This window comes from Pseudomonas cremoris (assembly GCF_014230465.1).
Genome location: NZ_JAAXCY010000002.1, coordinates 427,972 through 451,383, shown reverse-complemented (window position 1 = coordinate 451,383; position 23,412 = coordinate 427,972). Strand labels below are relative to the sequence as shown.

The following is a 23,412-nucleotide window of genomic DNA, read 5'->3' as shown; positions in this document are numbered from 1 at the left end:
GACGAAATGCCGTTCATCTGAAACTAATTATCGTAAATCATCAAAATACTGACACTGCCAATCTGATATCACACAATGCGCGTCTTATTTTCCCGTCGATTGAAAGGAGGGCAGGCATTGAATCGTGAGCATGACATTTCAAAGTTATACAACGCGCTGGCTGCCAACCCTCCTGTTGATCCGTCGGGTCTGGGCGAGCCGACGTCGCCTCCCCTGCAGCGTTTGCTCGACGATTTAAAGCTGGGCGCAACGGGCCTTTTGCATCCGCCTGAATTGGTAGAGGGGCCCCATGGGCAGGTGTACTCGGATCAATCTGCGCCCAGGGTTGTGGTGGTGGTGTCGGCTAAAGGCGGCGTGGGGCGTACCACGCTGACGGCGGCGATTGCCAGTAGCCTGCAGCGCCAGGGGCACCCTGCGCTTGCCCTGGAGCTGGACCCGCAAAATGCGCTGCGCCATCACGCGTGCCAGGCCGCCGACGTGCCCGGGATCGGGACGACGAGCCTGCTTCATCAAGCGTGGGCGGCGCTACCTGTTCGAGGTTTTGCGGGTTGTCGCCTGGTCGCGTTTGGCAAAACCGACTCCGTGCAACGGCAAAGCCTGAACCGCTGGCTGGGCCAGGATGGTGAGTTTCTGGCCAAGCGTTTGTCGGGGCTCGGGCTTAATGGCCAGGATACGGTGGTCATCGACGTGCCTGCGGGCGACAGCGTGTTCCTGGGCCAAGCGATGTCAGTCGCCGATGTTGTCTTGGTATTGGTACAGCCCGACGTCGCGTCGTTTCGTAGCTTGGCTCAGGCCGATAGTTTCCTTTCGCCGTACCTGATGCACGCCAAATCGCCCCATCGGTTTTATGTGATCAACCAGTTGGACGAAGCCCATTACTTCAGCCAGGACATGGTTGAGGTGTTCAAGTTGCGCCTGGGCGATGCGTTATTGGGCACGATCCGCCGCGATCCGTCGTTCAATGAAGCCCAAGCCTACGGTCGCGATCCGCTTGACCCTGCCATCAATAGCATCGGTTGCCAGGACATCAATGCGTTGTGCCGCACGCTGCTTCGGCGAATTGATTAAAAATACCTATGGCTGAGGGTTTTTTGGTCATTAAATTGACGACTCGCCGCTTGTCTAAAAAATGTACAGTAATATCATCAAAATAATGACACATTGCCTGCATTGTCACAGAATGCTTCCACAGAGACGCCTACAAAAAGACCTGCGGTAAGCCTTCTCCTTGCCGACCCTTCACGTCTTTAAGCCGCGTCGTGTGGGAGTTTGGGTAATGAGCTTCACTGATGAGCTTTTGGTGCTGTTCGGTAAGAACGTCACTCGAGATGCCCAAGGGCTGAATGCACGGCTGCACTTTTTTGGCAGCATTCCCGTCGATGACGGCACCCCGTTTCCTTCACAAATTCCCAGTGCCAATGAACATACGCTGCCAGTGGATGCCGTAACGCCGCGCCCGAAAGTGGTGGCGTTGGTGTCGGTCAATGGCGGCGTCGGTCGTAGTACGTTGGCCACTGCCTTGAGCAGCGGTTTGCAGCGCCAAGGCGAAACTGTCGTGGCATTGGACCTGGACCCGCAGAACGCCTTGCGCCATCACTTCGGCGTCAGCGCTGGCTTGCCGGGCATTGGTCGCACCAGCTTGCAGAATGCACAGTGGAAACTGATCCAGCAGGCCGGGTTTGCCGGTTGCCAGGTGATCCCCTTTGGCGATACCGACACCCAGCAGCGCGAAAACCTGCAGCGCTGGCTTAAGCGTGATTCGAATTGGCTGGCGCAACGCGTTTCGACCTTGGGCCTGACTGAACGCCACACGCTGATCATTGACACCCCCGCCGGCAATAACGTGTACAGCCAGCAAGCGCTGAGCGTGGCCGATGTGGTGGTAGTCGTCGCCCAGGCCGACGCTGCCTCACTGGGGACCCTGGACCAACTGGATGCAATGCTGGCGCCGCACCTTGAGCGTGAGTATCCACCGCGCGTGCACTTTGTGATCAACCAGTTGGATGACAGCAATGCCTTCAACCTGGACATGGTCGAGGCGTTCACACAGCGATTGGAGCGCGCGCCGCTGGAAGTGCATCGCGATATGGCGATCAGCGAAGCCCTGGCCTTTGGCACTGACCCGTTGGACAGCCGCGTGATGAGTTTGGCCACTGACGATATCAACGACCTTTGCCGGTTGTTGAAGGCGCCGAAAAACTGCGCGTAAGGCGCGTATAGATGCTTAATGCCAGATGCTTATGCACAATCGGTTGGATGCGCCTGTCACGAAACGGCCATTTTGTGGAGCCGTTCTCATCACCTCGCAACTGCCTGTTTTACGGGTGTTTTATTTTGTGAACAAAAAATGATCAGCCTGGCTCTGGTCCGGTAGCGTAGATGATTACAGGCCCCGTCAAGAATTCATCAACAGAGTTATCCACAGGCTGCCCTGCGACAATTTTGCCCCTTAATCGCGCTCGGCAAGCACCATCAGGTTGCGCGGCGTCAATACGGCTTCGCAGAAGCTGCCTATCTCGACCTTGTAGCCGCTTTCGGCCAGAAACAATGCCCGATCCAGTACCAGCCATAACTCCAGCGGGCGCCGAAACAGGCCACGCAGCAATTCCAGGTTCCTTACTTCGGCTAGGCGACGCCAGCCGTACGCCTCCAGCGCCACCCAATCCTGTTCACCTGTGGATAACCCTTTGAGGCTTGCCAGCTCGCGGCAGTAGTCAGAATAGGGTTTGTCCAGCCAGCTGGCGGGCAGGGACGGTGTGGGCAGGTACTCATCGCACTGGCGCAGTTGGCGTTGCAGTCGGTCAAAACCCAGACGTCGCGCCATGGAAGTGTCCCGTTGCAGGCGCACCCGGTTGCCGGCGGTGACGGTTTCACTCAGTGGCAGGCCCAGGTCATCCACCGACAGTTGCAAGGCTGAGGCGCGGCCTGCGCTGGATAGCGCCTGGTAGGCGTCTGCGCTGATGCGGTTGTAGCAGCAGGGCGCCAACGCCAGTTGTTTGCAGCCGGCCGCACTGGCCAGTTGCAGCAGGCGCACATGCAGGTCGCCACAGGCGTGCAGGGCAACGGGAGTGTGCTCGGGGCTGATCGCCACATCGCCCATCACGTCTTGCAAACGGTGGGTTACCGCTAGGCCATGGTGGTCGCTTAAGGTTTGGCCTGCGGCGATCAGTGCTGGGTCATATTCCAGGCAGGTGAGCTGTTGCCCGGTCTGCAGCAGGCGCCGACCGAGGTGGCCCTTGCCAGCGCACCAGTCCAGCCAGTGTGTGGGTGTTTGCGCAAACTGCAGCGCGGCGCCGAAGGCTTCGATCTGCTGCCACTTGCGGCCAGGTACATCGACATTCAGGCGATGGCGGGCGGGCGCAATGGGCTGGGTCGGTAACTTATCCACAGCGCTGAGCTGGCGAGCCTGCGCGGCAAGCTGTGGGAAAGGCGCGGGCGCCGGCAGGTCATGCGGGGTGTTGTGGCTGGTTTCGGCGTCATCCAGCGAGCGTTGGCGCAACCAGTGTGCAAGCTCGGGATGTTGGGATTCCCAAGCGAGTTGAAGATGAGTAAAGGGCCGTGGTTTCCACAGCCCTTGGTGCTCGATCAGAAACGCATCCAGCGCCTCGAAGCGTGCTCTAACGTCCCTGGCATGCATCGACACGCAGCCAGCGTTCCAGCAATTTGAAGCCGCGTACCAGGATGTAGGCCATCAGCAGGTAGAACAGCCCGGCGGCGAAGAAGATCTCCACCGGCAAGTAGGTGCGGGCAATGATCGTGCGCGCCATGCCGGTCAATTCCAGCAGCGTTACGGTACTGGCCAGGGCGCTGGCCTTGAGCATCAGGATCACTTCGTTGCTGTACGCCGGCAGGCCGATGCGCGAGGCGCGGGGCAGGATGATGTAGAACAGCGTCTTGGGCTTGGACATGCCCAGGGCGCGCGCGGCTTCGATCTCACCCGGCGGGATGGCCTGGATTGCGCCGCGCAGGATCTCGGCGATGTAGGCGGCGGTGTGCAGGGTCATGGTGGCGGTGGCGCACCAGAACGGATCGCGCAGGTACGGCCACATGAAACTCTCGCGCACGGCGTCGAACTGCGCCAGGCCGTAATAGACCAGGAACAACTGCACCAACAGTGGCGTGCCGCGGAAGAAGAAGATGTACGCGTAGGGCAGCGCGCTGACATACCAGCGGCGCGAGGAGCGGGCGATGCCTAGCGGAATCGCCAGCAGCAGGCCGGCGATCACGGCGATCGCTACCAACTCCAGGGTCAGGGTCGCGCCCTGAGCCAGTTTGGGCAGCCATTTGATGATCACGGCCCAGTTCAGCCCTAGGTCGAAATGCGCTAGCCAGCTGTAGTCGCCGCTCATTGGGTGCTCCTTGCAAAGCCGCGGGCGGCGCGTTTTTCCAGGAAGTGCATACCGGTCATGGCCAATACGGTAAGGCCCAGGTACATGAAGGCCGCGACCATGAAGAAGGTGAACGGTTGCTTGGTGACCGTTACGCCGATCTGCGCGTGGCGCATGATTTCTTCCAGGCCGATCACCGATACCAGTGCGGTGTCCTTCATCAAAATCATGAACAGGTTGCCCAGGCCAGGCAGGGCGATGCGCCACATTTGCGGCATGATCAAGCGGGTGAAAATCCGAAACTTCGACAGCCCCAACGCCACACCGGCTTCGCGGTGGCCCTTGGGAATGGCGAGGATCGCGCCACGGAATACTTCCGTGGCGTAGGCGCCGAAGCACAGGCCCAGGGCGATCACCCCGGCGGCAAAGGCGCTGAGGGAAAGGTCGGGGTTGCCGAAGAACTCACCGAGGGCACGCATCAGGTTGACCGTGCCGAAATAAATCAGCAGCACCCATAGCAATTCGGGAATGCCGCGGACGATGGTCGAGTAAGCACCGCCAAGCCATTGCAGCGGCTTGTACGGGGACGTCTTGGCCAAGGCGCCGGCAAGGCCGAGCACCAGCCCCAGGCACAGGGCCGTGAGCGCCAGTTTGACGGTCATCAGCGCGCCAGCGGCAAGCGCCGGGCCGAATCCGTAGAGATCGAAATTCATGGTGTTTTCATATCGCGGCAGGCATTGCAAAAAGCCGACGCGCTCAAGTGAGCGCGCCGGGCATACCGTTCAGATCATTCGATGCTGAAAGGGAAGTACTTGTCGTTGATCTTCTTGTAGGTGCCGTCTGCCTTGATCTCTGCCAGGGCTTTGTTCAGGCGCTCGCGCAGTGGGTCGCCCTTGCGTACGGCGATACCGATCTTGTCGCTTTCTACAACCGGGTCGCCTTTGAACTCGTAGGCCGAACCGTCTTTGCTCTTGAGCCATTCGTACTGCACGTACTTGTCGGCCAGCATGCCATCGAGGCGGCCGGAGGTCAGGTCGAGGTAGGCGTTTTCCTGGGTGTCATACAGCTTGGCTTCGGTTTCAGGCAGCTTGTCTTCCAGGTAAGTGCCGGCCAACGTTGCGCGCTGGGCACCGATAACTTTGCCTTTGAGGTAGGCAGCGTCGGTCTTGAAGTCCTTGGTGGCTTTAGGTGCGATGAACTGCAGCTTGTTGGAGTAGTACGGGTCGGTGAAATCGACAGCCTGCTTGCGCTCATCGGTGATGGACAGTGAGGACACCAGGAAGTCGAACTTCTTGGCGTTCAGGGCCGGGATGATGCCGTCCCAGTCGGACACATACACTTCGCACTTCTCGACTTTCATCTTGGCGCACAGGGCGTCGCCGATGTCTTTGTCGAAGCCGACGACGTTGCCGCTGGCGTCTTTATTGTTGAACGGCGGGTAGGCCGCTTCGATCCCCATTTTCAAGGTTTCTGCCATGGCCGTGGCGCTGAACGCCATCGAGACGGCCGCAGCTAGAAGGAATTTTTTATAGTTCTGCATGCATGTTGCTCCGTTAGCGGTTGCTGGACATGAATTGTTTGCAGCGCGCCGAAAGCGGGTTTTCAAACACCTGCTGTGGCGATCCTTGCTCTTCGACCAGGCCCTGGTGCAGGAACACCACTTCACTGGACACCTGGCGGGCGAAGCCCATTTCATGAGTGACCAGCAGCATGGTGCGGCCTTCTTCGGCCAGCGCGCGGATCACATTAAGTACTTCCTGAACCATTTCCGGGTCAAGGGCCGAAGTGGGCTCATCGAACAGGATGACCTTGGGCTGCATTGCCAGGGTGCGTGCGATGGCAGCACGTTGTTGCTGGCCGCCGGACAATTGCGCAGGGTAGGCGTGGCGCTTGTCGGCGATGCCGACCTTGGCCAGCAGGGCTTCGGCCACTTCTATGGCTTCGGCTTTGCTTTGGCCGAGCACACGACGAGGGGCCTCGATGATGTTGTCGAGGATGCTCATGTGCGGCCACAGGTTAAAGTTTTGAAACACAAAACCGATTTCGCTGCGCAGGCGATTGATCTGCTTACCGTCGGCGGCCATCAGCTCGCCGTTCTTGGCGGCCTTGAGCTTGAGTTCTTCGCCGGCCACCAGGATCTGGCCCTGGTGCGGGTTTTCCAGCAGGTTGATGCAGCGCAGGAAGGTGGACTTGCCGGAGCCGGAGGAACCCAGGATCGAGATCACATCGCCGTCGCGAGCGGTCAGCGAGATACCTTTGAGTACCTCCAGCTCACCATAGCGTTTATGCAAGTTGCGGATTTCAAGCGCGGGCGTGGCCTCGGCCATGTGGGGTCCTCATTGTGTTCGTTGCGATCCTGCTGTTGGGCCGCCTTCCTGGCGAGGCGCCAAGCTAGCACAGCGTTTATATGACAGCCAACAGCGCGGCGGGCGGTAAACGGGCGGTGTGCGGCAGGGTGTCGCATCGGCACAGCAGCGTGTCGCGCCATCAACAACCAAACAACCGTTTCAACCCGGAAAACCGCAGGCTTCGCGTAAAAAAGGGCGCGATGGTGCCAGCTTTGGCCGGGTGTTGGAAGGGTCAATCGGGCAAACGGTGCATATCAGCCCTTATATGGGGCGTCACGCACTTTTTGTGTGTGTTTTTGGTGCGTTTATTCGTCCTGAAAGTGAGTCGCTCGGTAACGCTATAGCGGAATGCCATTAATCTCAATGACTTGCATGAACTGTTGAATCGCGCTGCAGCCCGCGTCAATCGGGAGTCTGTAACATTTTGGCGCAAATCTTGCGTAAAAAATAAAGAACGCTCTGTTGGTTTCTTTTCACGAGAAAGATCCCGGGCTGGGCCGACCGTTTTCGCAATTCCTCGTAAAGGTGTGTCAATGAGTAGTACGCAAAGCTCCAATGACCTCGAACAGGGGCTCAAACCGCGTCACGTCACCATGCTGTCGATTGCCGGCGTTATTGGTGCCGGTCTGTTTGTTGGCTCCGGCCACGCGATTGCTGCCGCCGGGCCGGCCGTACTGCTGGCGTATGCCGCTGCGGGCACGCTGGTGGTGCTGGTGATGCGCATGCTGGCCGAGATGGCCGTGGCGTCGCCGGACACCGGTTCGTTTTCCACCTACGCCGACCGCGCGATTGGTCACTGGGCAGGTTTCACCATTGGTTGGTTGTACTGGTGGTTCTGGGTGCTGGTGATTCCATTGGAAGCCAACGCAGCCGCAACCATCCTGCATGCCTGGTTCCCTGATATTGCGATCTGGGCCTTTACCCTGATCATCACCTTGCTGCTGACGGCAACCAACCTGTTCAGCGTGAAGAACTACGGCGAGTTCGAGTTCTGGTTTGCACTGATCAAGGTTGTGGCGATCGTGGGCTTTGTGATCCTCGGTCTGGCCGCGATTTTTGGCTTCCTGCCTACCAGCCAAGTCAGCGGCGTTTCCCACCTGTTTGACACCCAAGGCTTCATGCCCAACGGCATGGGCGCGGTCTTGGCAGCGATCCTGACCACCATGTTCTCGTTCATGGGCACCGAGATCGTCACCATCGCTGCCGCTGAGTCGAAAAACCCAGGCCAGCAAATCACCAAGGCCACCAATTCGGTGATCTGGCGGATTGGTTTGTTTTACCTGCTGTCGATCTTCATCGTGGTATCCCTGGTGCCATGGAACGATCCGACCCTGGCGGCCGTAGGTTCCTACCAGACCGTGCTGGAGCGCATGGGCATCCCGAACGCCAAGCTGATCGTCGACCTGGTGGTATTGGTTGCCGTAACCAGCTGCCTGAACTCGGCGCTGTACACCGCGTCGCGCATGCTGTTCTCGCTGGGTCGTCGCGGTGACGCGCCGGCCGTGGCCAAGCGCACCAACAAGAGCGGTACGCCTTACTGGGCAGTGCTGCTGTCGACTGGCGCGGCATTCCTGGCGGTGTTCGCCAACTACGTGGCACCTGCGGCGGTATTCGAATTCCTGCTGGCCAGCTCCGGCGCTATCGCGCTGCTGGTGTACCTGGTGATCGCGGTGTCGCAACTGCGCATGCGCCAGAAGCGCACGGCGGCGGGCGAGAAGATCGTGTTCAAGATGTGGCTGTTCCCGGGTCTGACGTACGCGGTGATGGTGTTTATCGTCGGTACGCTGACCATCATGCTGTTCCAGGAAGCGCACCGGGTCGAAATCATTGCGACCGGTATCCTGAGCTTGTTGGTGGTGGTGGCGGGCTTGATGGTATCGAGCCGCCGCAAAGCCCAGAAAGTAGGCGCTGCAGTACTCAACTGACGCAACGCGGTAAAAAATGTGGGAGCGGGCTTGCTCGCGAATACGGAGTGTCAGTCACTGAATAAGCCGGCTGACGCACCGCATTCGCGAGCAAGCCCGCTCCCACATTGGGTTCTGGGTCAGTCTTCCGAACTGGCCAGCGCCTGGGATGCCGCCACGTAATCCGCCTGGAACTGCGGCGACTCGATCCACGCCAGGGCGGCCGCTTCATCATCGCTGTCCGTGGCCCATTGCCGATATTCGATCAGTGCCGCCAGGATAAAGTCGGTGGCTTCTTCTTCGCCTTCCTGCTCCAGCACCAACGCCAGCAACGGGTGCGACAGGAACGCCGCGCACAACGCCTGCTGACTGGTCTCGCCCGCAGCGCGCATCTCGACGAACAGCTCGGTCAAATCCACCGACTCAAGATCAATTCGGCTGTCATCGCCTGCAAATGCATCCGGCTTGGTCGCAACGGCGCGTTGGGTACGGTTCTGCTTGGCCTTGGTCTTTGCGCGTTGGGCGCGTTTTTGCTGCTTGTTCGGCGAGGCCATGGGCTCAACGTCCTTGGGTTGTGGATCTGGGTGGTGTATTGAAGCGCAGGTGGGGGGAAATCCCAAGGGTATCCGTCGCCAATTGGCCACTTTGCAACCACGCCAGCGCAATCGGCCACAAGCGGTCCTGATATTCGCTACGGAAATACGCGAAGTGCCCGATCTGTTTTTTTCCGATATCTTCGGGCGCGATCCTCAGATGGGTGCGTTCGCTACCGTCGAAGTAACTCAGTAATCGCTCGGTGGCTGCCACGGTCCCAAAGGGATCATCGGTAATGCTGATAGCCAGCAACTGTGCCTTCACTCGACTGAAGGGCAGTTCACCCAAGCTCCGCCCACTGGGCCGCGTTTCATAGCGGGGTGTTGGCGTGTTCCAGTCCCGCACCACGCCTGCTGGCGTGTCTTCCAGCCAGCCCAGGCGCTTGCCAGGGAAGTAGCCGCACAGGGCAGTTACCAGCGGCATTACCACATGCCATTTTGCAAGCATGCGCCAGCGGCTCTTCGCCTCGTAGTCTCGCCAATACGCAAACTGCGCGCCCACCGTCACGATCCGCCGAATCACCGCGCCCGATGCACCCAGCCCGGCCGCGCAGCCACCGAAGCTATGGCCGACCACATCAATGGGTTGCCCTGGAAACTCCCGCTGTGCCCGCTGCACGATCGCCTCGAAATCCAGCACGCCCCAATCCGACCATGAGGCTTTGAAACCCCGCAGCGAGCCGCGACGGGATTCGCCGATGCCGCGGTAATCGTAGGTGATCACATCAAGGCCGTTGGCGAACAGGTAATCGGCGAAGCGCGAGTAATAGCGGCAGCGTAGGGAGGTGGCGGCGTTGATGATCACTACGGGGCGTTCAACGTCTGTGCGCACGTGGCGCCAGGTGAAGCCGCCGATTGGGTGGCCGTCGCTGGCGTGCTCCTCGAAGGGTTCGCTTTGACTGAGCGTGGGTGTGGAGGCAGGCATCCCGGTGGGCGCGTCGTTCAGATTCATTGTTTCTCGGCCTGTATTCATTTTTATTTTTTAGTAACAGTTGCCCAGTTTGCCAGCACTTGTGTGCGCTTTGGTGGGTTCACTACTCTGCGGCGCCCAGTGCGGAGGTCTCTATGAGCATCCCACTTTCGCCCATCGTTTCAGCGTTTGAAATAGAAGAACAGGCCGCCAGCTACGATCGCTGGGTTCGTGCCAAGGTGCAGGCGTCTATTGATGATCCTCGTCCGAGCATTCCGCATGATGAGGCTATGGCGGAAGTCAAAAGGGTGTTGGAGGAAAGGCGCAAGTCTCGTCGTGCTGCTTGTTAATATCCTTGATAGGTTCAAGCAGCACCACTCGACCTCACGCCAGTAGATGCATAGGCTTGCACTTTTGCGATGAGCCAGAGCGCTTTTATGACCCGCGACAGTCTTGAGCACAACCAGATCCCCCTCTACTTCGTCGTCGTCCTGCTGGCGATCATCTTCGGTCTGCTCGCACCCTCATTGGCGCAAGGTCTCAACGTCTTGGTCACGCCCGCCATCGCAGTGCTGATGTACGCGATGTTCCTGCAAATCCCCTTTCTGGAGCTACGCCAAGGCCTGGGCAACAGGCGCTTCCTGTCGGCGTTGCTACTGGCCAACTTCATCCTGGTGCCGTTGCTGGTGTGGGCGTTGACTCGTGGCCTGGTGGAGCGCCCGGCGTTGCTGGTGGGGGCGTTGCTGGTGCTGCTGACGCCGTGTATCGATTACGTGGTGGTGTTTACCCATATCGGTAAGGGCGATTCGCGGTTGATGCTGGCGGCGACGCCGGTGTTGCTGTTGTTGCAGTTGGCGCTTTTACCGGTGTACCTGGGGTTGATGCTGGGGGCGCAATCGGATGTTGTGGTGGCGGCGGGGCCGTTTGTAGAAGCGTTCCTGTTGTTGATTGTGGTGCCGATGGTTCTGGCGGTGCTGACCACATCGCTGGCGAAAAAATCGGCGACTGTTGGCGCATGGAACAACGCCTGGGCCTGGTTGCCGGTACCGGCCATGGCGCTGGTGCTGCTGGTGGTGATCGGCTCGCAGATCACTTCAGTGGTGCGTGATATCAACTTTCTGGTGCCGGTACTCCCGGTTTATGTGGGCTTTCTGGTGTTGGCACCGTTGATGGGGATGTTGGCTTCGCGCGTGTTTGCGTTGCCAGCGGCGACCGCGCGGGCAGTGACATTCAGCGCGTCGACCCGCAACTCGCTGGTGGTGCTGCCCTTGGCGTTGGCATTGCCAGAAGAGGTGCGCGGCTTGGCTGCAACGGCGGTGATCCTGCAGACCCTTGTAGAACTGATTGGCGAGCTACTCTACATCCGTCTAATCCCGGCACTGGTGTGGCCCGCAGGTCGGTAAACCCAGGATTGTTCGGGTTTGTTCAGGCGCTATTCAGGGATGCGTTCGGCACCATGAGTCGGCGCCCCTTACCTGACAGGTCTATCGATGGATCACCGCAACCGCTTTCGCCTGGAGTCCCTGGGCATTTTCCTGATTGCTTTGTTGTTGTTTACCCTGGGTATCTGGGATCAGCAGCCCCAGGGGTTTGACGGGCGTTGGGCGCTGTTCCTGCAAGAAATGTTTCGCCATGGCGCGAGCTTTTTCCCCACTACCTACGGGCAGCCTTACGCGGACTATCCTGGTACCGCGACCTTCTTCAGTTATGTCTTTGCCCGATTATTCGGTGCGCCCAACCATCTGGCCAATATCCTGCCCACGGCCCTCGCGTCCGCTGGGGTTGTCGCGCTGATCTACCGCTTGCTGGTCCCGTCGAGTCGCCAGTGGGCGCTGCTGACGGTGCTGCTGACGCTGCTCACCGCGCAGTTGCTCGATAAGTCGCGCTCGGTGTGCCTGGATCAGATGGTGTCGCTGCTATGCGTAGGCAGTTTCTACCTGTTACACACAGGCGAGCGCCTGGGGTCTCGGCTGCGCCAGTTGGCGGTGTTCCCGTTGTTCGTCCTGGGGTTCGCGATTCGTGGGCCGCTGGGGTTGATCGAGGTGTGTGGCGTTGTGTGCGTGTACTGGGCGCTGAGCCGTCCGGGGCAGCGGGTCAAGCAGGTGCTGATCCATGGCGTTGTCGGCCTGCTGCTGTTGGCGGCGTGCTGGTGGCTGCTGGTGAAGCTGGCGCGAATCAGCGGTGGCGATGCTTTTGCCGACGAGGTGTTCAAGATGCAAGTCGGTGGGCGCCTCGATGAAAGCGGCGAGCCGTTCTATTTCTACTTCCAATTGAGTGTGTACCGTTACTTCCCGGTGGTGCCTCTGGCGCTGGCCACGTTGATCGCGCTGCGCCATCGCTGGTCTGAGCGGTTCGTGAATGAAGACGTGCAGATGGTGGTGCGGCTCGGCGCCTGTGGCTTGATGATTTTGCTGGGGTTGTCGGTACCGCACTTCAAGCGCGCCTATTACATCCTGCCGATGGTGCCGCTGTTTGCTGCTGTCGCCGCCTATGGGCTGCTCCAGGCGCAAAACTGGCTCATTGGCGTGCGTCGGTGTTACGAGTGGCTTGTCGCGGCGCTGCCGGCGTTGTGCGTGGTTGTAGTCTTTGTCTGTCGGCATGGGTGGCAAAAGCACGGTTACTGGCCGGACGTTTCGTTGCCGTTGTTGATCGGCGCACTGGTGATCCTGCAAGTGGTGGCTGTCATCGCCTGGCGCCGTGTGGGTAGGCTGGTCTGGCTCAGCGCTATCGCATTGATTGCGCAATGGCTGGTGTTGGTGACAGTGGTCGACCCTGCCAAGGATCTGCAATTCGACACCCGTACCTTCGTTGGCCATGTCGAGGCGCTACGGGTCACGCAGCCGGGGTCGCTGGTGTTTGTCAATCTCGGCCGGGACACCTGGGCGGTGCGTTACATGATGAATCTGGACCACGACGAGCAGCCGCTGTTTGTCGGGGGGAGTGAGGTTGGGCGGTTAGCCGCGTTGCCAAGGCCTGCATGGGTGATCGTGGCGCGCAAGGAAACGGCATTGCTGGTGGGGACGCCGCTGGAGAATCAGGTGCCGGTATTCAGTGGGCGGTTGAATGACAATCCGCTGATGGTGTTTTTGCTGAAGTGATGAACCGGGTCTGCGATGGGGTGATGGACGTCACCCTAAAGCGGCTCATAAATCGCAGGCAACAAAAAACCCGCACTAGGCGGGTTTTTTGTGTGTTTCAGATGGCGCTGGCACCACCTAAAACTAATTAGTGGTGCCCAGAGACGGAATCGAACCGCCGACACGGGGATTTTCAATCCCCTGCTCTACCGACTGAGCTATCTGGGCAACGGGGCGCATTAAACGGGTTTTTCAGGGGGTCGTCAAGCAAGTTTTCAAAAAATATTTAATTATTACCGTCGCTTACGTGCCGACCCCGGTTTTTGATCAATTATTGAGCAGGCGGCACGTAGCCGTCGGCCTTGGCGTAATCCTCGCCGGAAAAGAACTTGTCCATCTCGCCCGCCAAATATTTACGGTCTTCGGCGTTCATCATGTTCAGGCGTTTTTCGTTGATCAGCAGGGTCTGGTGTTTCAGCCAGTCGGTCCAGGCTTTGGCAGAGACGTGGTCGTAGATGTCCTGGCCCTTGGCGCCCGGATACGGAGGGCGCTCCAGGGCTGGCAGTTCTTCTTTGTACTTGCGGCACATTACGGTGCGGGTCATGACGACACTCCTGCATTCAATACGTCGGCCGCGCGCTTCAGCAGTTTTTTTACCGGGGCGGCAAGGCCCAGGCGCGGCGGGGTGGCGAGGTTATACCAGAGCCAGTCGGCCTCGGCCACGTGATGGGCGGATTCCTCGACCTGGACCAGCCAGGGTTCGATCGCCAGTTGGAAATGGCTGAAGGTGTGGATCAACCCCGGCAGCTCCTGTTGCTTGCCCAGTTCCAATGCGTGCTGGTGGGCGAGGTGTTCCAGGTCTTGCAGGTCGTCCAATTCCGGCAAGCTCCACAGTCCACCCCACAGCCCTGTCGATGGACGACGGTAAAGCAGAATCGCGCCCTCGGCATTCGCCAGCATGGGCATCAGCGTGCGCTTCTGGGGGATGGTCTTGCGCGGCTTGGGGATGGGGTAGCGCGTCTCCAGGCCGAGCATGTGGGCTTCGCAGCCTTTTTCCAGCGGGCACAGCAGGCAACTGGGCTTGCTGCGGGTGCAGAGGGTGGCGCCCATGTCCATCATCGCCTGGGTGTAGGCGTTGACCCGATCATGGGGCGTGAAGCGTTCTGCAGTGGCCCACAGCTGTTTGGCCACCTTGGGTTCGCCTGGGTAGCCCTCTTGCGCGGTAAAGCGCGCCAGCACGCGCTTGACGTTGCCGTCGAGGATCGGTGCGCGCAGGCCCATGCTCAGGCTGGCGATTGCGCCGGCGGTGGACAGGCCAATGCCCGGTAATTCGGTGAGCTTTTCCACGTCCCTGGGAAATTCGCCGCCGTACTCGGCCACGACAATTTTCGCGGTCTTCTGCAGGTTGCGTGCTCGTGTGTAGTAACCCAGGCCGGTCCACAGGTGCAGCACTTCATCTTCGGGCGCGGCGGCCAGGGCTTCGACCGTCGGCAAGGAGGCCATGAACCGGTCGAAGTAATTGAGCACGGTGCTCACCTGGGTCTGTTGCAGCATGATCTCCGAGACCCACACCCGGTAGGGCGTGATGCCCTGTTGCCAGGGCAGGTCATGGCGACCGTGGCGGTCGTACCAGTCCAGCACCGCCGTTGAAAACTGCTCGTTTCTCATCGCTTGAACAGGCCTTTCAAAGCATCTTTGAGTTGTGGATTAACTTTGTCGAGCTTCTCTTCCAGCTTCTCGCTGAGCTTGTTGCCAGCAGCCTTGATCGCCACTTGGCTCAAACCATCTTTGTCCAGGCGGCATGCCTTGGCACCCAGTTCCAGCGGGCCGCGGCAGCGCAGCGGGACTTCGATGTTCTGGAAGTTGGAGCCCACCTGGCAGGCAGGGTCCGGTACGTCGCGCTGGTCGCCTTCGACGATGATGCCGACGCGGTAATCCATGCCCAGTACGCGCAGGTCGACGTCACCGTTGCCGTTCACCGTCAGGCCAGGAATACGCACTTTCAGGTCCGGGTTACTGGCGACGCCGTTGCGGAACGTCAGGTTGCCCTTCAACTCCTGGAATGGCGTGTCTTTCCCCTGCGGCGTGGTGCTCAAGGTCTTGCGGTTGAGCAGGGCGATACCGGTGCACAGTTGCTGTTCGAGGTTGGCGTTGAGCAGCACACCGTTATTGATCACAAAGCTGGCAGTGCCGTTGAGGCTGTCGATCAGGGCTTTTTGGCTGTTGCCACGGCCGCTGAGATTGCTGTCGAGGGTGATCTGGCCCTTCACTGGCGGCGTTTGCCCCTGGGCTTGCAGGATCCGTTCGACCGGCACTTGCTTGATGTGGCTTTGCAGCGCCAGCACCGGAATATCCTGGCGCACGTCCAGGGTTCCGTTGGCCTGGAAAGTACCGTTGTAAAGACCGCCGCTGAGGGTGTCGAGCTTGAGCTGGCCATCAATGCCGGACGCTTTCAGCGCAGCGTTCTGGATTGGCAACTTGCTCAAGGTCAGTTGGCCGAAGGAGAGGTCGGCGTTCACGTCCAGCGTGCGCAGGCGAGGCAACGGCAACAGCTTGTCGGTGCTCCAGGCGCCTTTGGTCGGGGCATCCGGCAGCGGGGTGGTGCCACCGGCGGCCATGGCGCCGGCCTCGCTGTTCTGTACTTCGGCCTGGCGTGCGGCGGCCGCGCCCTTGGCGGATTCGGACTTGGCCGGCAGGTAGTTGTCAGCGTTGAAGGTATCGCCCTTGAGCTGGACCCGCAGCGACTGCTTGGCAAAGTCGTCTACGGCGAGGCGACCCGTGAAGGTGCTGCCGTCGAGTTTCAGGTTCAAGTCTTCAAAGGCCGCGCTGGTCGGCGTGCCGGTGAGGCGGCTGACCAGCTCGACCTTGCTCAGGCTGCCTTCGGCCATAGGCGGCAGCGGATGGCCAACGCTGTCGAGGAACTTGGCCAGGTCAAACTGGGCGATGGACAGGGCGCCGCTGAATTGCGGGGTCTTGTCCAGGTTGTTGACCTTCAATTCGCCCAGGGCGCGCAGTTGGTTGGCCGACAGTTTCAGGTTGGTCCACTCGGCGATGTTTGCCGCCTGGTCCAGCAGCAGTTGGCCCTGGGTGGAGAAGGTCACGGTCTTGCCTTGCAGCGGCTCGCCCGTGGCTTCGCCGGTGATCTTCATGTCTTCGAACTGGTAGCGCTTGAGGGCGCGCTGGATGCGCAGGTTACCGTTGAGTTCGGTCTTGATGCGCATCACCGGCTGGTTGCTGCCGAAGAAGGCGGTGAGTTTTACCGGAATGCTGGCGCCTTCGTGCACGGCGCCGGCGCTCAACTGAATGCTTTCGGCGCTGAACTGCTTGCCGGTCTGCTCGTCGTTGTATTCAACGCGGGCGTTGTTGATGGTCAGGCTGTCGATGTCCAGGCGAATCGGCTTGGATGGTTTTTCAGGCTCGTCGGCCGGTTGTTCTACCGTGGCGGGGGCGCCGGCAGTCGTCTGGGTCACGTTCTTGCCGATGTCCTCCCAGTTGCCGTGGCCTTGCTTGTCGCGGTTGAGGCGCAGGTTCAGGCCCTCGACGCGCACGTCGCTCATCTGCACTTCACGGCGCAGCAGCGGCAGCACGCGGACCGACAGGCCGAGCATCTGCAGGTCGGCGAACGGTTGGGTTGGATTGGTCAGGGTCGCCACGCTGGCTTCGTGCAGCTCCAGGCCGAGCCAGGGAAACAGGCTCCAGCCGATGTCGCCATTGAGCGTCAGCTCGATGTGGGCCTTGTCGCGGGCAATCTGGCGAATCTCGTCTTTATAGTCGTTGGGATCGAAGAGATGGGTCAGGGCAAAGCCCAGAGCCACAATGATCAGCAACAGCCCGAGAAGTACCAGACCCAGGATTTTGCCGAACGCTTTCATGGGCGAGTCCTTGTATGTCGATTTCAAAATTTAGCCGCAGAGTATAACGCCGCTAACCGTACGTCAGTTCGCAGATCGTTACATTGTATCCAGCCCCAGCAAAACGGGAATTTGGCGTCAAACAAAACAGATATTCCGAAAAAGGTGATATCAGTTTGGTTTTTCTGTCATCCGCAGGTGCTAATCTGCGCCGGTTCGTCTGCCTTCTGCGACATAGCGTCGCGCTCAAATGGAGCTTTACTCAAAACAACGGCCAACGCTCTGCGTGCAAGGCCGAGGGAGAGAGCGCCTGACGGACACATACTAACAACTGGGGGAAACACCAATGAGCACTAGCACTGCGGCAGCTTCAACTGCCGCGCAGCCTGCTTTCCTGTCCAAGGAACGCATTATCGCCAAGCCCGGGTTCAACCGATGGCTGGTTCCACCGGCCGCGCTGGCCATCCACCTGTGCATCGGCATGGCCTACGGTTTCTCGGTGTTCTGGCTGCCACTGTCCAAGGCACTGGGCGTCACCAAGCCGGTCGCCTGCGCGCCGGACATGAGCTTCATCGCACAAGTCTTCTCGTCCCAATGCGACTGGCCCATCTCCATGCTGGGCTGGATCTACACCCTGTTCTTCATCTTCCTGGGCTGCTCGGCAGCGATCTGGGGCGGCTGGCTGGAACATGCCGGCCCGCGTAAGGCTGGCGTTGTATCGGCACTGTGCTGGTGTGGCGGTCTGTTGATCTCGGCGTTGGGCATCTATACCCACCAGATCTGGCTGATGTGGATCGGCTCCGGGGTCATTGGCGGTATCGGCCTGGGCCTGGGCTATATCTCGCCCGTGTCGACCCTGATCAAGTGGTTTCCGGACAAGCGCGGCATGGCTACCGGCATGGCGATCATGGGCTTCGGCGGCGGCGCGATGGTAGGCGCCCCGTTGGCAGCAGCATTGATGGGCCACTTCGCTACGCCAACCAGCGTAGGCGTGTGGCAGAGCTTCCTGGTGATGGCCGCGATCTACTTCGTGTTCATGATTGGCGGTGCATTGTCCTATCGTGTTCCGCCAACCGGCTGGAAGCCTGAGGGCTGGACCGCGCCGGCGAAAAAAGCCAGCAACGCGATGATTACCCACCGTCACGTCCACGTGAATGTGGCGTGGAAAACCCCACAATTCCGCCTGGTCTGGCTGGTGCTGTGCCTGAACGTATCTGCCGGTATCGGCATCCTCGGCATGGCTTCGCCGCTGCTGCAGGAAGTGTTCGGCGGCAAGCTGCTGGGTGTGGATGTGCCGTTTGGCCAATTGGATGCCGGTCAATTGGCCTCCATCGCGGCCATCGCTGCGGGCTTCACTGGGCTGCTGAGCCTGTTCAACATCGGTGGCCGGTTCTTCTGGGCGTCGTTCTCCGACTACCTGGGCCGTAAAAACACTTACTTTGTGTTCTTCGCCCTGGGTTTTGCCCTGTACGCGCTGATCCCGAACCTCGGCCATCTGGGCAACGTTTCACTGTTCGTGGCGGCGTTCTGCATCATCCTGTCGATGTACGGCGGTGGTTTTGCGACCGTGCCGGCGTACCTGGCCGACCTGTTCGGCACGCAGATGGTGGGCGCGATCCACGGTCGCCTGCTAACCGCTTGGGCGGCCGCGGGTGTATTGGGCCCGGTATTGGTGAACTACCTGCGTGAATATCAACTGAGCATCGGCGTTGAACGCGCAGCCGCTTACGACATCACCTTGTATATCCTCGCCGGCCTGCTGGTGCTGGGTTTCATCTGCAACTTGCTGGTGCGCCCGGTGGCCGACAAGTACTTCATGACCGACGCCGAACTGGCGGCTGAGCAAGCGCTGGGTCATGACAAAGGCGCCGATGCGACCACTTCGCTGGAGTGGAAAGCAGCTTCCGGTAGCGTGCCATTGGCGATTGCTGCCTGGCTGGTGGTCGGTATTCCGTTGGCGTGGGGTGTGTGGGTGACCCTGCAAAAAACCGCGGTACTGTTCCACTGATACACGCGGCCTCTCACGCAAGGTGAGAGGCCCCGGTACTAGTCCTGCTTCTTGTCCGGCAAGGACTTGCTGGAAGCGCCACGCCATGGGATCCGCTGGAACCATGGCCGTGGCACCGGGTGCACAATCACCCGCAGGGCGCGTGCGTAATCCATCACCAGGCCGGGCGTCCAGGCCATGGTCATGGCCCGTTTGCGCACTTGCGCAGCAATCCACAGCTCAGGCATGAGCAGGGTCTGCAGCACCGAACGCCATCGCCGCGAGCGTTCCGACAACACCCCATCCATCGACGCTTCCAGGGCAAATGCCACGCTGCTTGAGCAATTGCGGTAGGTCAGGTTGTAGGTGGCTTGCCGACGATAATTATTCGAGAACTCAATCAGCGCCTTGCGGCTGTACTGGTGGAACACGATCTTGCGGTCCGAATCGCACCAGTTGGCCACTTCGGTGGCGTAGTCCGGCAGGAAAGTGCCGGGCACATCGTTGTTGCGGGTGGCCTTGAGGATGCGGAAGAACTCCGACGGTGAGCGATCGATATCCGCGACCGGGTACAGGCTCAAATACACCGATGGCGACAGCTCAATGGCCGCGTGACCGGTTGAAATCACACCCTGCGCATCCACCGCGGCAATGTAGCGATTGATGATCGGGCGGGGGATTGTGGCCGCGCTGGCCGTGCCTTCTGGTGTCCAGATGTGCACCACCAGAGGGTCGTTGCCAGGTGCCTCTGGCTCGGGTTGTTCCGGCTGTGGTTCTTCGGGTGGCAGCTGTTTGAAGTCCGACAACAGGTCTCGAGGCGCCAGCAATTCGAAGGTCGAGGTGCCGTGGCGCAAGCGCTGTACGCGACGAGCGATACGCACGGTATTCAAGCCGCTGACAATCATCAGTGCCCCCAGGAAAAACGACACGGTTGCGCTGTTGCTGATCGGGTATGGGCTCACCAGCAGCACCGCGAACACCACCTGTACGCCACCGCTGAACAGCGCCGAACGCCAGCGTGGAAACCGCACCACCCAGGCCGAGGTGATCGCCAACAAACCGATCACAAAGTAGGTAAAGCCAAAGATGATCGCCAGCAGCAGGTTGCTGTAGACCTTGTCGGCCAGGATCAGCACCGCCACGAAAAAGCAGATGCCACCCTTGAAGAACAGCACCGCGCGTTGAGTGCCGACGCCGCTGGACGCCACGCTCAGGGTCACAATGCTTTCCAGCAGCAACAGCAACCCGAACGCGCGCAGCGGGAAGTACAACTCGCCATCCAGCCCGTCGATCATGACGCCCAGGCCCAGCGCGCCCCAGACGATGCCAACCAGGCCGAGAAACCAGAATTTGGAGCGGACGAATTCAACGCCGAACAGCAGTAAAGCAATCTGAATCATGAACACACTCGTACAGGTAAACGCGGATTGCCAACGATATAAAATCAGGAATAACGGCTGGTCTGCCAGTTGCCGACAATCACTTGTCCGGTGGCATCCCTCAGGGCTCCGGGGCTCTGGTCGTAGAGGGTGAGCCAGTCACCGTTGCCCTTGTCGATGCGAAAGGCCAGCGAAGATGCACGCAGGCCGACGTCCGCAGACCAATGGCGTTCGAGCTTGTCGCGATCTTCCGGGTGCACACGGTTCAGCACGTGCTGCACGGTGTTCATCGGCTGCACGCCAACATCCAGCAATGTCGCCAGGTTGTCATCCCACAGAATCTCGCCCGTGCCGGGGTGCAGTTGGTACATCACGCCTTCACCCGGCAGCCGCCCGGTTTCCGGGTCGTAGGGCTTGTTGGATTGGGTCATCAGGCGTACCGCTACTACCAGCAGCGCAGTAATCGACAGGTAACTTTGCGCCAGCAGCAAAGGCTCGCCTTCCAGCAGGCCGGGCACATAGAACGGGCCGGTCTTCTGGTCGGTGTAATTGACCACGATGCTGCCCAGCACCAGCAACGCCAGGGAGCCGCCGGGACTGCGCCAGGCCACGCAGACCGCGAGCGTCAGCGCGATGGGAAGGCACGCCAGGAGGAAATACACCGCCGCACCGGCGTCGGTGTCCAGGATGCTGGTGAGCCAATCCGGCGGGGCCCCGAAGATGTACCAGGTGTTCAGTGCCAGAAGCAGCAGGCACAGGCCGCCAGCGGCTTTTTCCCGCGCCGAGGTGGGGAAGTCGCGCAGGTTGCTGTTCAGCACGTTCATCACCACCACCGTCGCGAAGAACACGCCGTTGACGCCGGACATCCAGTTGCTCAGGAACGTGTGTTGCGAAGCCTCCCCGGCCAGTAACAACCAGGTTTTCCTGATCAGCGCCTGGGCGCCACACACCGCTACCGTTGCCAACAGCCACAAGACGATGGCATGCACGTCATCGCCCCGCCGCGCGAAGTGGCGCACCAGCCAGGCGATGGCCACCGAACCCGCCAGCGCCACCGCTGAAAACGCGAGGGTGGGTAGCAAAGCGTGCCACCCATGCTCGCCCAGCAACACTCTCGCGGCCAGCAGCGCCACGAACAGCATCGGCCAATGGTTGCGCTGGGAACTCAGGAACGCCGACACCGAAACGCCTGCCGGGAACCAGATAATCGCCATGTTCGAGACGGGATCTTCAAAGGCCAGCGACGCAACGCCAGACACGTAGTAGACCAGGGCCCACAGGAAAAGCACGCCAGTGCGCCGTAAGGCGTTCGGTATCGTCACGGTTCAGTATTCATCAGGTTTAAACGTTGAGTTTATGGTACAGCGAAGCCGTCATGGGGTTCCGGGTAATTGTTTGGCGCGCACCATCCTGGGGCGTCTAGTTGTATGCACATGTCTAACACCGGCACTCCATCAGTCTTATCCCCTTCGATGTTTCTGTTTGGCGCCCGCGCCCCTATAATGGCTGCCTTTTTCGCCCAATGATTTTGCGGAGCTGGTGATGGCCGAACGTAAGGCGTCCGTCGAGCGCGACACTCTGGAAACCCAGATCAAAGCCTCGATTAACCTGGATGGCACCGGAAAGGCCCGATTTGATATCGGTGTACCTTTTCTTGAGCACATGCTGGACCAGATCGCCCGTCACGGGCTGATCGACCTGGATATCGTCAGCAAGGGCGACCTGCATATCGACGACCACCACACCGTGGAGGATGTCGGTATCACCCTCGGCCAGGCGTTTGCCAAGGCCATCGGCGACAAAAAAGGCATCCGTCGCTACGGCCACGCCTATGTCCCGCTGGACGAAGCGCTGTCGCGTGTGGTCATCGACTTCTCCGGCCGCCCAGGCCTGCAGATGCACGTGCCCTACACCCGCGCCACCGTGGGCGGCTTTGACGTCGACCTGTTCCAGGAATTCTTCCAGGGTTTCGTCAACCACGCGCTTGTCAGCCTGCACATCGACAACCTGCGCGGCACCAACACCCACCACCAGATCGAAACCGTGTTCAAGGCTTTCGGCCGCGCACTGCGCATGGCGGTTGAGCTCGATGACCGCATGGCCGGGCAAATGCCCTCGACCAAGGGCGTCCTGTAATGCAGACGGTCGCGGTTATCGATTACGGCATGGGCAACCTGCACTCGGTGGCCAAGGCCCTCGAACACGTAGGTGCCGGCAAGGTGCTGATCACCAGCGATGCACAGGTGATTCGCGAAGCTGACCGGGTGGTATTCCCCGGCGTCGGCGCGATTCGCGATTGCATGGCCGAGATCCGCCGCCTGGGCTTTGACAGCCTGGTGCGCGAAGTCAGCCAGGACCGCCCGTTCCTCGGCATCTGCGTGGGCATGCAAGCCTTGCTCGACAGCAGTGAAGAAAACGACGGCGTCGACTGCATCGGCTTGTTCCCGGGCCAGGTGAAGTTCTTCGGCAAGGACCTGCACGAGGATGGCGAACACCTGAAAGTCCCGCACATGGGCTGGAACGAAGTGCGCCAGACCGTGGATCACCCGCTGTGGCACGACGTGCCGGACATGGCGCGTTTCTATTTCGTGCACAGCTACTACATCGCCGCCGGCAAGCCGGGCCAGGTGGTGGGTGGCGGGCACTACGGCGTCGACTTCGCCGCTGCGCTGGCCGAAGGTTCGCGCTTTGCCGTGCAGTTCCACCCGGAGAAGAGCCATGCCCATGGCCTGCAATTGCTGCAGAACTTCGCCGCCTGGGACGGGCGCTGGTAAATGAGCCGCAAGCCGAAGTTGCCGGTCTTGAACCTCACGCCCGAACAGGAGAGTGAGGCTACCCTCAAGATCAAGCGTTTCATGGAAGATCGCTTCGAGCTGAAGCTGGGTTCGTTCGAGGTTGCCGAGATCCTCGAACTGTTCACCACCGAAGTTGCTCCGCACTATTACAACAAGGCGATTTTCGACACGCAGACGCTCCTTAAAGAAAGGTTCGAAAGCATCGAAAGCGACTTGTGGTCGCTTGAGAAACCCTGATTT

22 protein-coding genes and 1 tRNA gene are annotated in these 23,412 nt (G+C 60.1%); 10 read left to right on the top strand and 13 right to left on the bottom strand.

Annotated elements, in window-relative coordinates; translation table 11 throughout:
- The first annotated feature begins 117 nt into the window (after positions 1–117).
- Both bcsQ (HF257_RS05565) and bcsQ (HF257_RS05560) read left to right on the top strand, forming a co-directional pair.
- Entirely contained in the window at positions 118–1,068 is a 951-nt protein-coding gene (gene bcsQ, locus HF257_RS05565) for a cellulose biosynthesis protein BcsQ (RefSeq protein ID WP_233081261.1), read from the top strand.
- A 208-nt stretch (positions 1,069–1,276) separates the two neighbouring features.
- Positions 1,277–2,209, top strand: coding sequence for a cellulose biosynthesis protein BcsQ (gene bcsQ / locus HF257_RS05560; protein ID WP_185704685.1), 933 nt, complete (start codon positions 1,277–1,279; stop codon positions 2,207–2,209).
- A gap of 240 nt (positions 2,210–2,449) precedes the next feature.
- Here the strand turns inward: bcsQ (HF257_RS05560) and HF257_RS05555 are convergent, their stop codons facing one another.
- From HF257_RS05555 to HF257_RS05535, 5 genes are all read right to left on the bottom strand, one after another.
- Positions 2,450–3,637: a methyltransferase gene (locus tag HF257_RS05555; protein ID WP_185705369.1), complete on the bottom strand. Its 1,188-nt coding sequence runs from the start codon at positions 3,635–3,637 to the stop codon at positions 2,450–2,452.
- Positions 3,618–4,307, bottom strand: a complete 690-nt coding sequence (locus HF257_RS05550; RefSeq protein WP_026013808.1) for an ABC transporter permease — start codon at positions 4,305–4,307, stop codon at positions 3,618–3,620. The genes HF257_RS05555 and HF257_RS05550 overlap by 20 nt, the downstream gene beginning before the upstream one ends.
- A gap of 38 nt (positions 4,308–4,345) precedes the next feature.
- On the bottom strand, positions 4,346–5,041 hold the full coding sequence (locus HF257_RS05545) for an ABC transporter permease (RefSeq protein WP_053253867.1): 696 nt from the start codon (positions 5,039–5,041) through the stop codon (positions 4,346–4,348).
- A gap of 74 nt (positions 5,042–5,115) precedes the next feature.
- Positions 5,116–5,868: an ABC transporter substrate-binding protein gene (locus HF257_RS05540; RefSeq protein WP_185704687.1), complete on the bottom strand. Its 753-nt coding sequence runs from the start codon at positions 5,866–5,868 to the stop codon at positions 5,116–5,118.
- 13 nt (positions 5,869–5,881) lie between these two features.
- Positions 5,882–6,655 carry an ABC transporter ATP-binding protein gene (locus HF257_RS05535; protein WP_010213906.1) on the bottom strand — a complete coding sequence of 258 codons (774 nt, stop codon included), beginning with the start codon at positions 6,653–6,655 and terminating at the stop codon, positions 5,882–5,884.
- Positions 6,656–7,209: 554 nt separating this feature from the next.
- Between HF257_RS05535 and gabP the strand changes: the two genes are divergently transcribed.
- Complete coding sequence (gene gabP, locus HF257_RS05530; RefSeq protein ID WP_185704689.1) at positions 7,210–8,601, top strand: GABA permease; 1,392 nt, start codon at positions 7,210–7,212, stop codon at positions 8,599–8,601.
- A 119-nt stretch (positions 8,602–8,720) separates the two neighbouring features.
- On the opposite strand, the gene HF257_RS05525 is transcribed toward gabP, so the two are convergent.
- Positions 8,721–9,134, bottom strand: coding sequence for a hypothetical protein (locus HF257_RS05525; RefSeq protein ID WP_185704691.1), 414 nt, complete (start codon positions 9,132–9,134; stop codon positions 8,721–8,723).
- Positions 9,135–9,138: 4 nt separating this feature from the next.
- Positions 9,139–10,125: an alpha/beta hydrolase family protein gene (locus HF257_RS05520; protein ID WP_185704693.1), complete on the bottom strand. Its 987-nt coding sequence runs from the start codon at positions 10,123–10,125 to the stop codon at positions 9,139–9,141.
- Between the two features lie 113 nt (positions 10,126–10,238).
- On the opposite strand from HF257_RS05520, the gene relB reads away from it, so the two are divergent.
- From relB to HF257_RS05505, 3 genes are all read left to right on the top strand, one after another.
- Positions 10,239–10,433, top strand: coding sequence for a type II toxin-antitoxin system RelB family antitoxin (gene relB / locus HF257_RS05515; RefSeq protein WP_185704695.1), 195 nt, complete (start codon positions 10,239–10,241; stop codon positions 10,431–10,433).
- A gap of 87 nt (positions 10,434–10,520) precedes the next feature.
- Positions 10,521–11,486: an arsenic resistance protein gene (locus HF257_RS05510; RefSeq protein ID WP_185704697.1), complete on the top strand. Its 966-nt coding sequence runs from the start codon at positions 10,521–10,523 to the stop codon at positions 11,484–11,486.
- Between the two features lie 87 nt (positions 11,487–11,573).
- Positions 11,574–13,181, top strand: coding sequence for an ArnT family glycosyltransferase (locus HF257_RS05505; RefSeq protein ID WP_185704699.1), 1,608 nt, complete (start codon positions 11,574–11,576; stop codon positions 13,179–13,181).
- 131 nt (positions 13,182–13,312) lie between these two features.
- Here the strand turns inward: HF257_RS05505 and HF257_RS05500 are convergent.
- The 4 genes from HF257_RS05500 to HF257_RS05485 form a co-directional block, all read right to left on the bottom strand.
- Positions 13,313–13,388 (bottom strand) — tRNA-Phe (locus HF257_RS05500).
- Between the two features lie 103 nt (positions 13,389–13,491).
- Positions 13,492–13,764, bottom strand: a complete 273-nt coding sequence (locus tag HF257_RS05495) for an oxidative damage protection protein (protein ID WP_185712023.1) — start codon at positions 13,762–13,764, stop codon at positions 13,492–13,494.
- Positions 13,761–14,828 carry an A/G-specific adenine glycosylase gene (gene mutY / locus HF257_RS05490; RefSeq protein WP_185704701.1) on the bottom strand — a complete coding sequence of 356 codons (1,068 nt, stop codon included), beginning with the start codon at positions 14,826–14,828 and terminating at the stop codon, positions 13,761–13,763. Before mutY ends, HF257_RS05495 begins: the two co-directional genes overlap by 4 nt.
- Positions 14,825–17,032 (bottom strand): AsmA family protein, encoded by a 2,208-nt coding sequence (locus HF257_RS05485; RefSeq protein WP_185704703.1) that lies wholly within the window; start codon positions 17,030–17,032, stop codon positions 14,825–14,827. Before HF257_RS05485 ends, mutY begins: the two co-directional genes overlap by 4 nt.
- A 325-nt stretch (positions 17,033–17,357) precedes the next feature.
- Here HF257_RS05485 and HF257_RS05480 point away from each other — a divergent pair, with 325 nt between their 5' ends.
- Positions 17,358–19,019: an OFA family MFS transporter gene (locus HF257_RS05480; RefSeq protein ID WP_185704705.1), complete on the top strand. Its 1,662-nt coding sequence runs from the start codon at positions 17,358–17,360 to the stop codon at positions 19,017–19,019.
- A 38-nt stretch (positions 19,020–19,057) separates the two neighbouring features.
- Here the strand turns inward: HF257_RS05480 and HF257_RS05475 are convergent, their stop codons facing one another.
- Together HF257_RS05475 and HF257_RS05470 are read right to left on the bottom strand one after the other, a co-directional pair.
- The gene (locus tag HF257_RS05475; protein ID WP_185704707.1) at positions 19,058–20,398 is read right to left on the bottom strand and encodes an HdeD family acid-resistance protein; all 1,341 of its coding nucleotides are present in this window, start codon (positions 20,396–20,398) and stop codon (positions 19,058–19,060) included.
- Between the two features lie 44 nt (positions 20,399–20,442).
- On the bottom strand, positions 20,443–21,666 hold the full coding sequence (locus HF257_RS05470; protein WP_185704709.1) for an MASE1 domain-containing protein: 1,224 nt from the start codon (positions 21,664–21,666) through the stop codon (positions 20,443–20,445).
- Between the two features lie 253 nt (positions 21,667–21,919).
- Here HF257_RS05470 and hisB point away from each other — a divergent pair, with 253 nt between their 5' ends.
- Genes hisB through HF257_RS05455 form a run of 3 tightly spaced genes read left to right on the top strand, consistent with a single transcriptional unit; the run spans position 21,920 to position 23,409 of the window.
- Positions 21,920–22,513: an imidazoleglycerol-phosphate dehydratase HisB gene (gene hisB / locus HF257_RS05465; RefSeq protein ID WP_003218037.1), complete on the top strand. Its 594-nt coding sequence runs from the start codon at positions 21,920–21,922 to the stop codon at positions 22,511–22,513.
- On the top strand, positions 22,513–23,151 hold the full coding sequence (gene hisH, locus HF257_RS05460) for an imidazole glycerol phosphate synthase subunit HisH (protein ID WP_185704711.1): 639 nt from the start codon (positions 22,513–22,515) through the stop codon (positions 23,149–23,151). The genes hisB and hisH overlap by 1 nt, the downstream gene beginning before the upstream one ends.
- A complete protein-coding gene (locus HF257_RS05455) occupies positions 23,152–23,409 on the top strand; it encodes a DUF2164 domain-containing protein (RefSeq protein ID WP_185704713.1) in 258 nt (85 codons plus the stop codon).
- The last annotated feature ends 3 nt before the right edge of the window (positions 23,410–23,412 follow it).

What these genes read in the sequence shown, in the direction of transcription:
- HF257_RS05480 (WP_185704705.1), top strand. Translation starts at nt 17,358, where the DNA reads ATGAGCACTAGCACTGCGGCAGCTTCAACTGCCGCGCAGCCTGCTTTC.
- HF257_RS05455 (WP_185704713.1), top strand. Translation starts at nt 23,152, where the DNA reads ATGAGCCGCAAGCCGAAGTTGCCGGTCTTGAACCTCACGCCCGAACAG.
- HF257_RS05495 (WP_185712023.1), bottom strand. Translation starts at nt 13,764, where the DNA reads ATGACCCGCACCGTAATGTGCCGCAAGTACAAAGAAGAACTGCCAGCC.
- HF257_RS05475 (WP_185704707.1), bottom strand. Translation starts at nt 20,398, where the DNA reads ATGATTCAGATTGCTTTACTGCTGTTCGGCGTTGAATTCGTCCGCTCC.
- HF257_RS05520 (WP_185704693.1), bottom strand. Translation starts at nt 10,125, where the DNA reads ATGAATCTGAACGACGCGCCCACCGGGATGCCTGCCTCCACACCCACG.
- HF257_RS05545 (WP_053253867.1), bottom strand. Translation starts at nt 5,041, where the DNA reads ATGAATTTCGATCTCTACGGATTCGGCCCGGCGCTTGCCGCTGGCGCG.
- bcsQ (WP_185704685.1), top strand. Translation starts at nt 1,277, where the DNA reads ATGAGCTTCACTGATGAGCTTTTGGTGCTGTTCGGTAAGAACGTCACT.
- gabP (WP_185704689.1), top strand. Translation starts at nt 7,210, where the DNA reads ATGAGTAGTACGCAAAGCTCCAATGACCTCGAACAGGGGCTCAAACCG.
- HF257_RS05485 (WP_185704703.1), bottom strand. Translation starts at nt 17,032, where the DNA reads ATGAAAGCGTTCGGCAAAATCCTGGGTCTGGTACTTCTCGGGCTGTTG.
- hisB (WP_003218037.1), top strand. Translation starts at nt 21,920, where the DNA reads ATGGCCGAACGTAAGGCGTCCGTCGAGCGCGACACTCTGGAAACCCAG.
- relB (WP_185704695.1), top strand. Translation starts at nt 10,239, where the DNA reads ATGAGCATCCCACTTTCGCCCATCGTTTCAGCGTTTGAAATAGAAGAA.
- HF257_RS05510 (WP_185704697.1), top strand. Translation starts at nt 10,521, where the DNA reads ATGACCCGCGACAGTCTTGAGCACAACCAGATCCCCCTCTACTTCGTC.
- HF257_RS05535 (WP_010213906.1), bottom strand. Translation starts at nt 6,655, where the DNA reads ATGGCCGAGGCCACGCCCGCGCTTGAAATCCGCAACTTGCATAAACGC.
- HF257_RS05540 (WP_185704687.1), bottom strand. Translation starts at nt 5,868, where the DNA reads ATGCAGAACTATAAAAAATTCCTTCTAGCTGCGGCCGTCTCGATGGCG.
- HF257_RS05555 (WP_185705369.1), bottom strand. Translation starts at nt 3,637, where the DNA reads ATGCATGCCAGGGACGTTAGAGCACGCTTCGAGGCGCTGGATGCGTTT.
- HF257_RS05525 (WP_185704691.1), bottom strand. Translation starts at nt 9,134, where the DNA reads ATGGCCTCGCCGAACAAGCAGCAAAAACGCGCCCAACGCGCAAAGACC.
- mutY (WP_185704701.1), bottom strand. Translation starts at nt 14,828, where the DNA reads ATGAGAAACGAGCAGTTTTCAACGGCGGTGCTGGACTGGTACGACCGC.
- HF257_RS05505 (WP_185704699.1), top strand. Translation starts at nt 11,574, where the DNA reads ATGGATCACCGCAACCGCTTTCGCCTGGAGTCCCTGGGCATTTTCCTG.
- hisH (WP_185704711.1), top strand. Translation starts at nt 22,513, where the DNA reads ATGCAGACGGTCGCGGTTATCGATTACGGCATGGGCAACCTGCACTCG.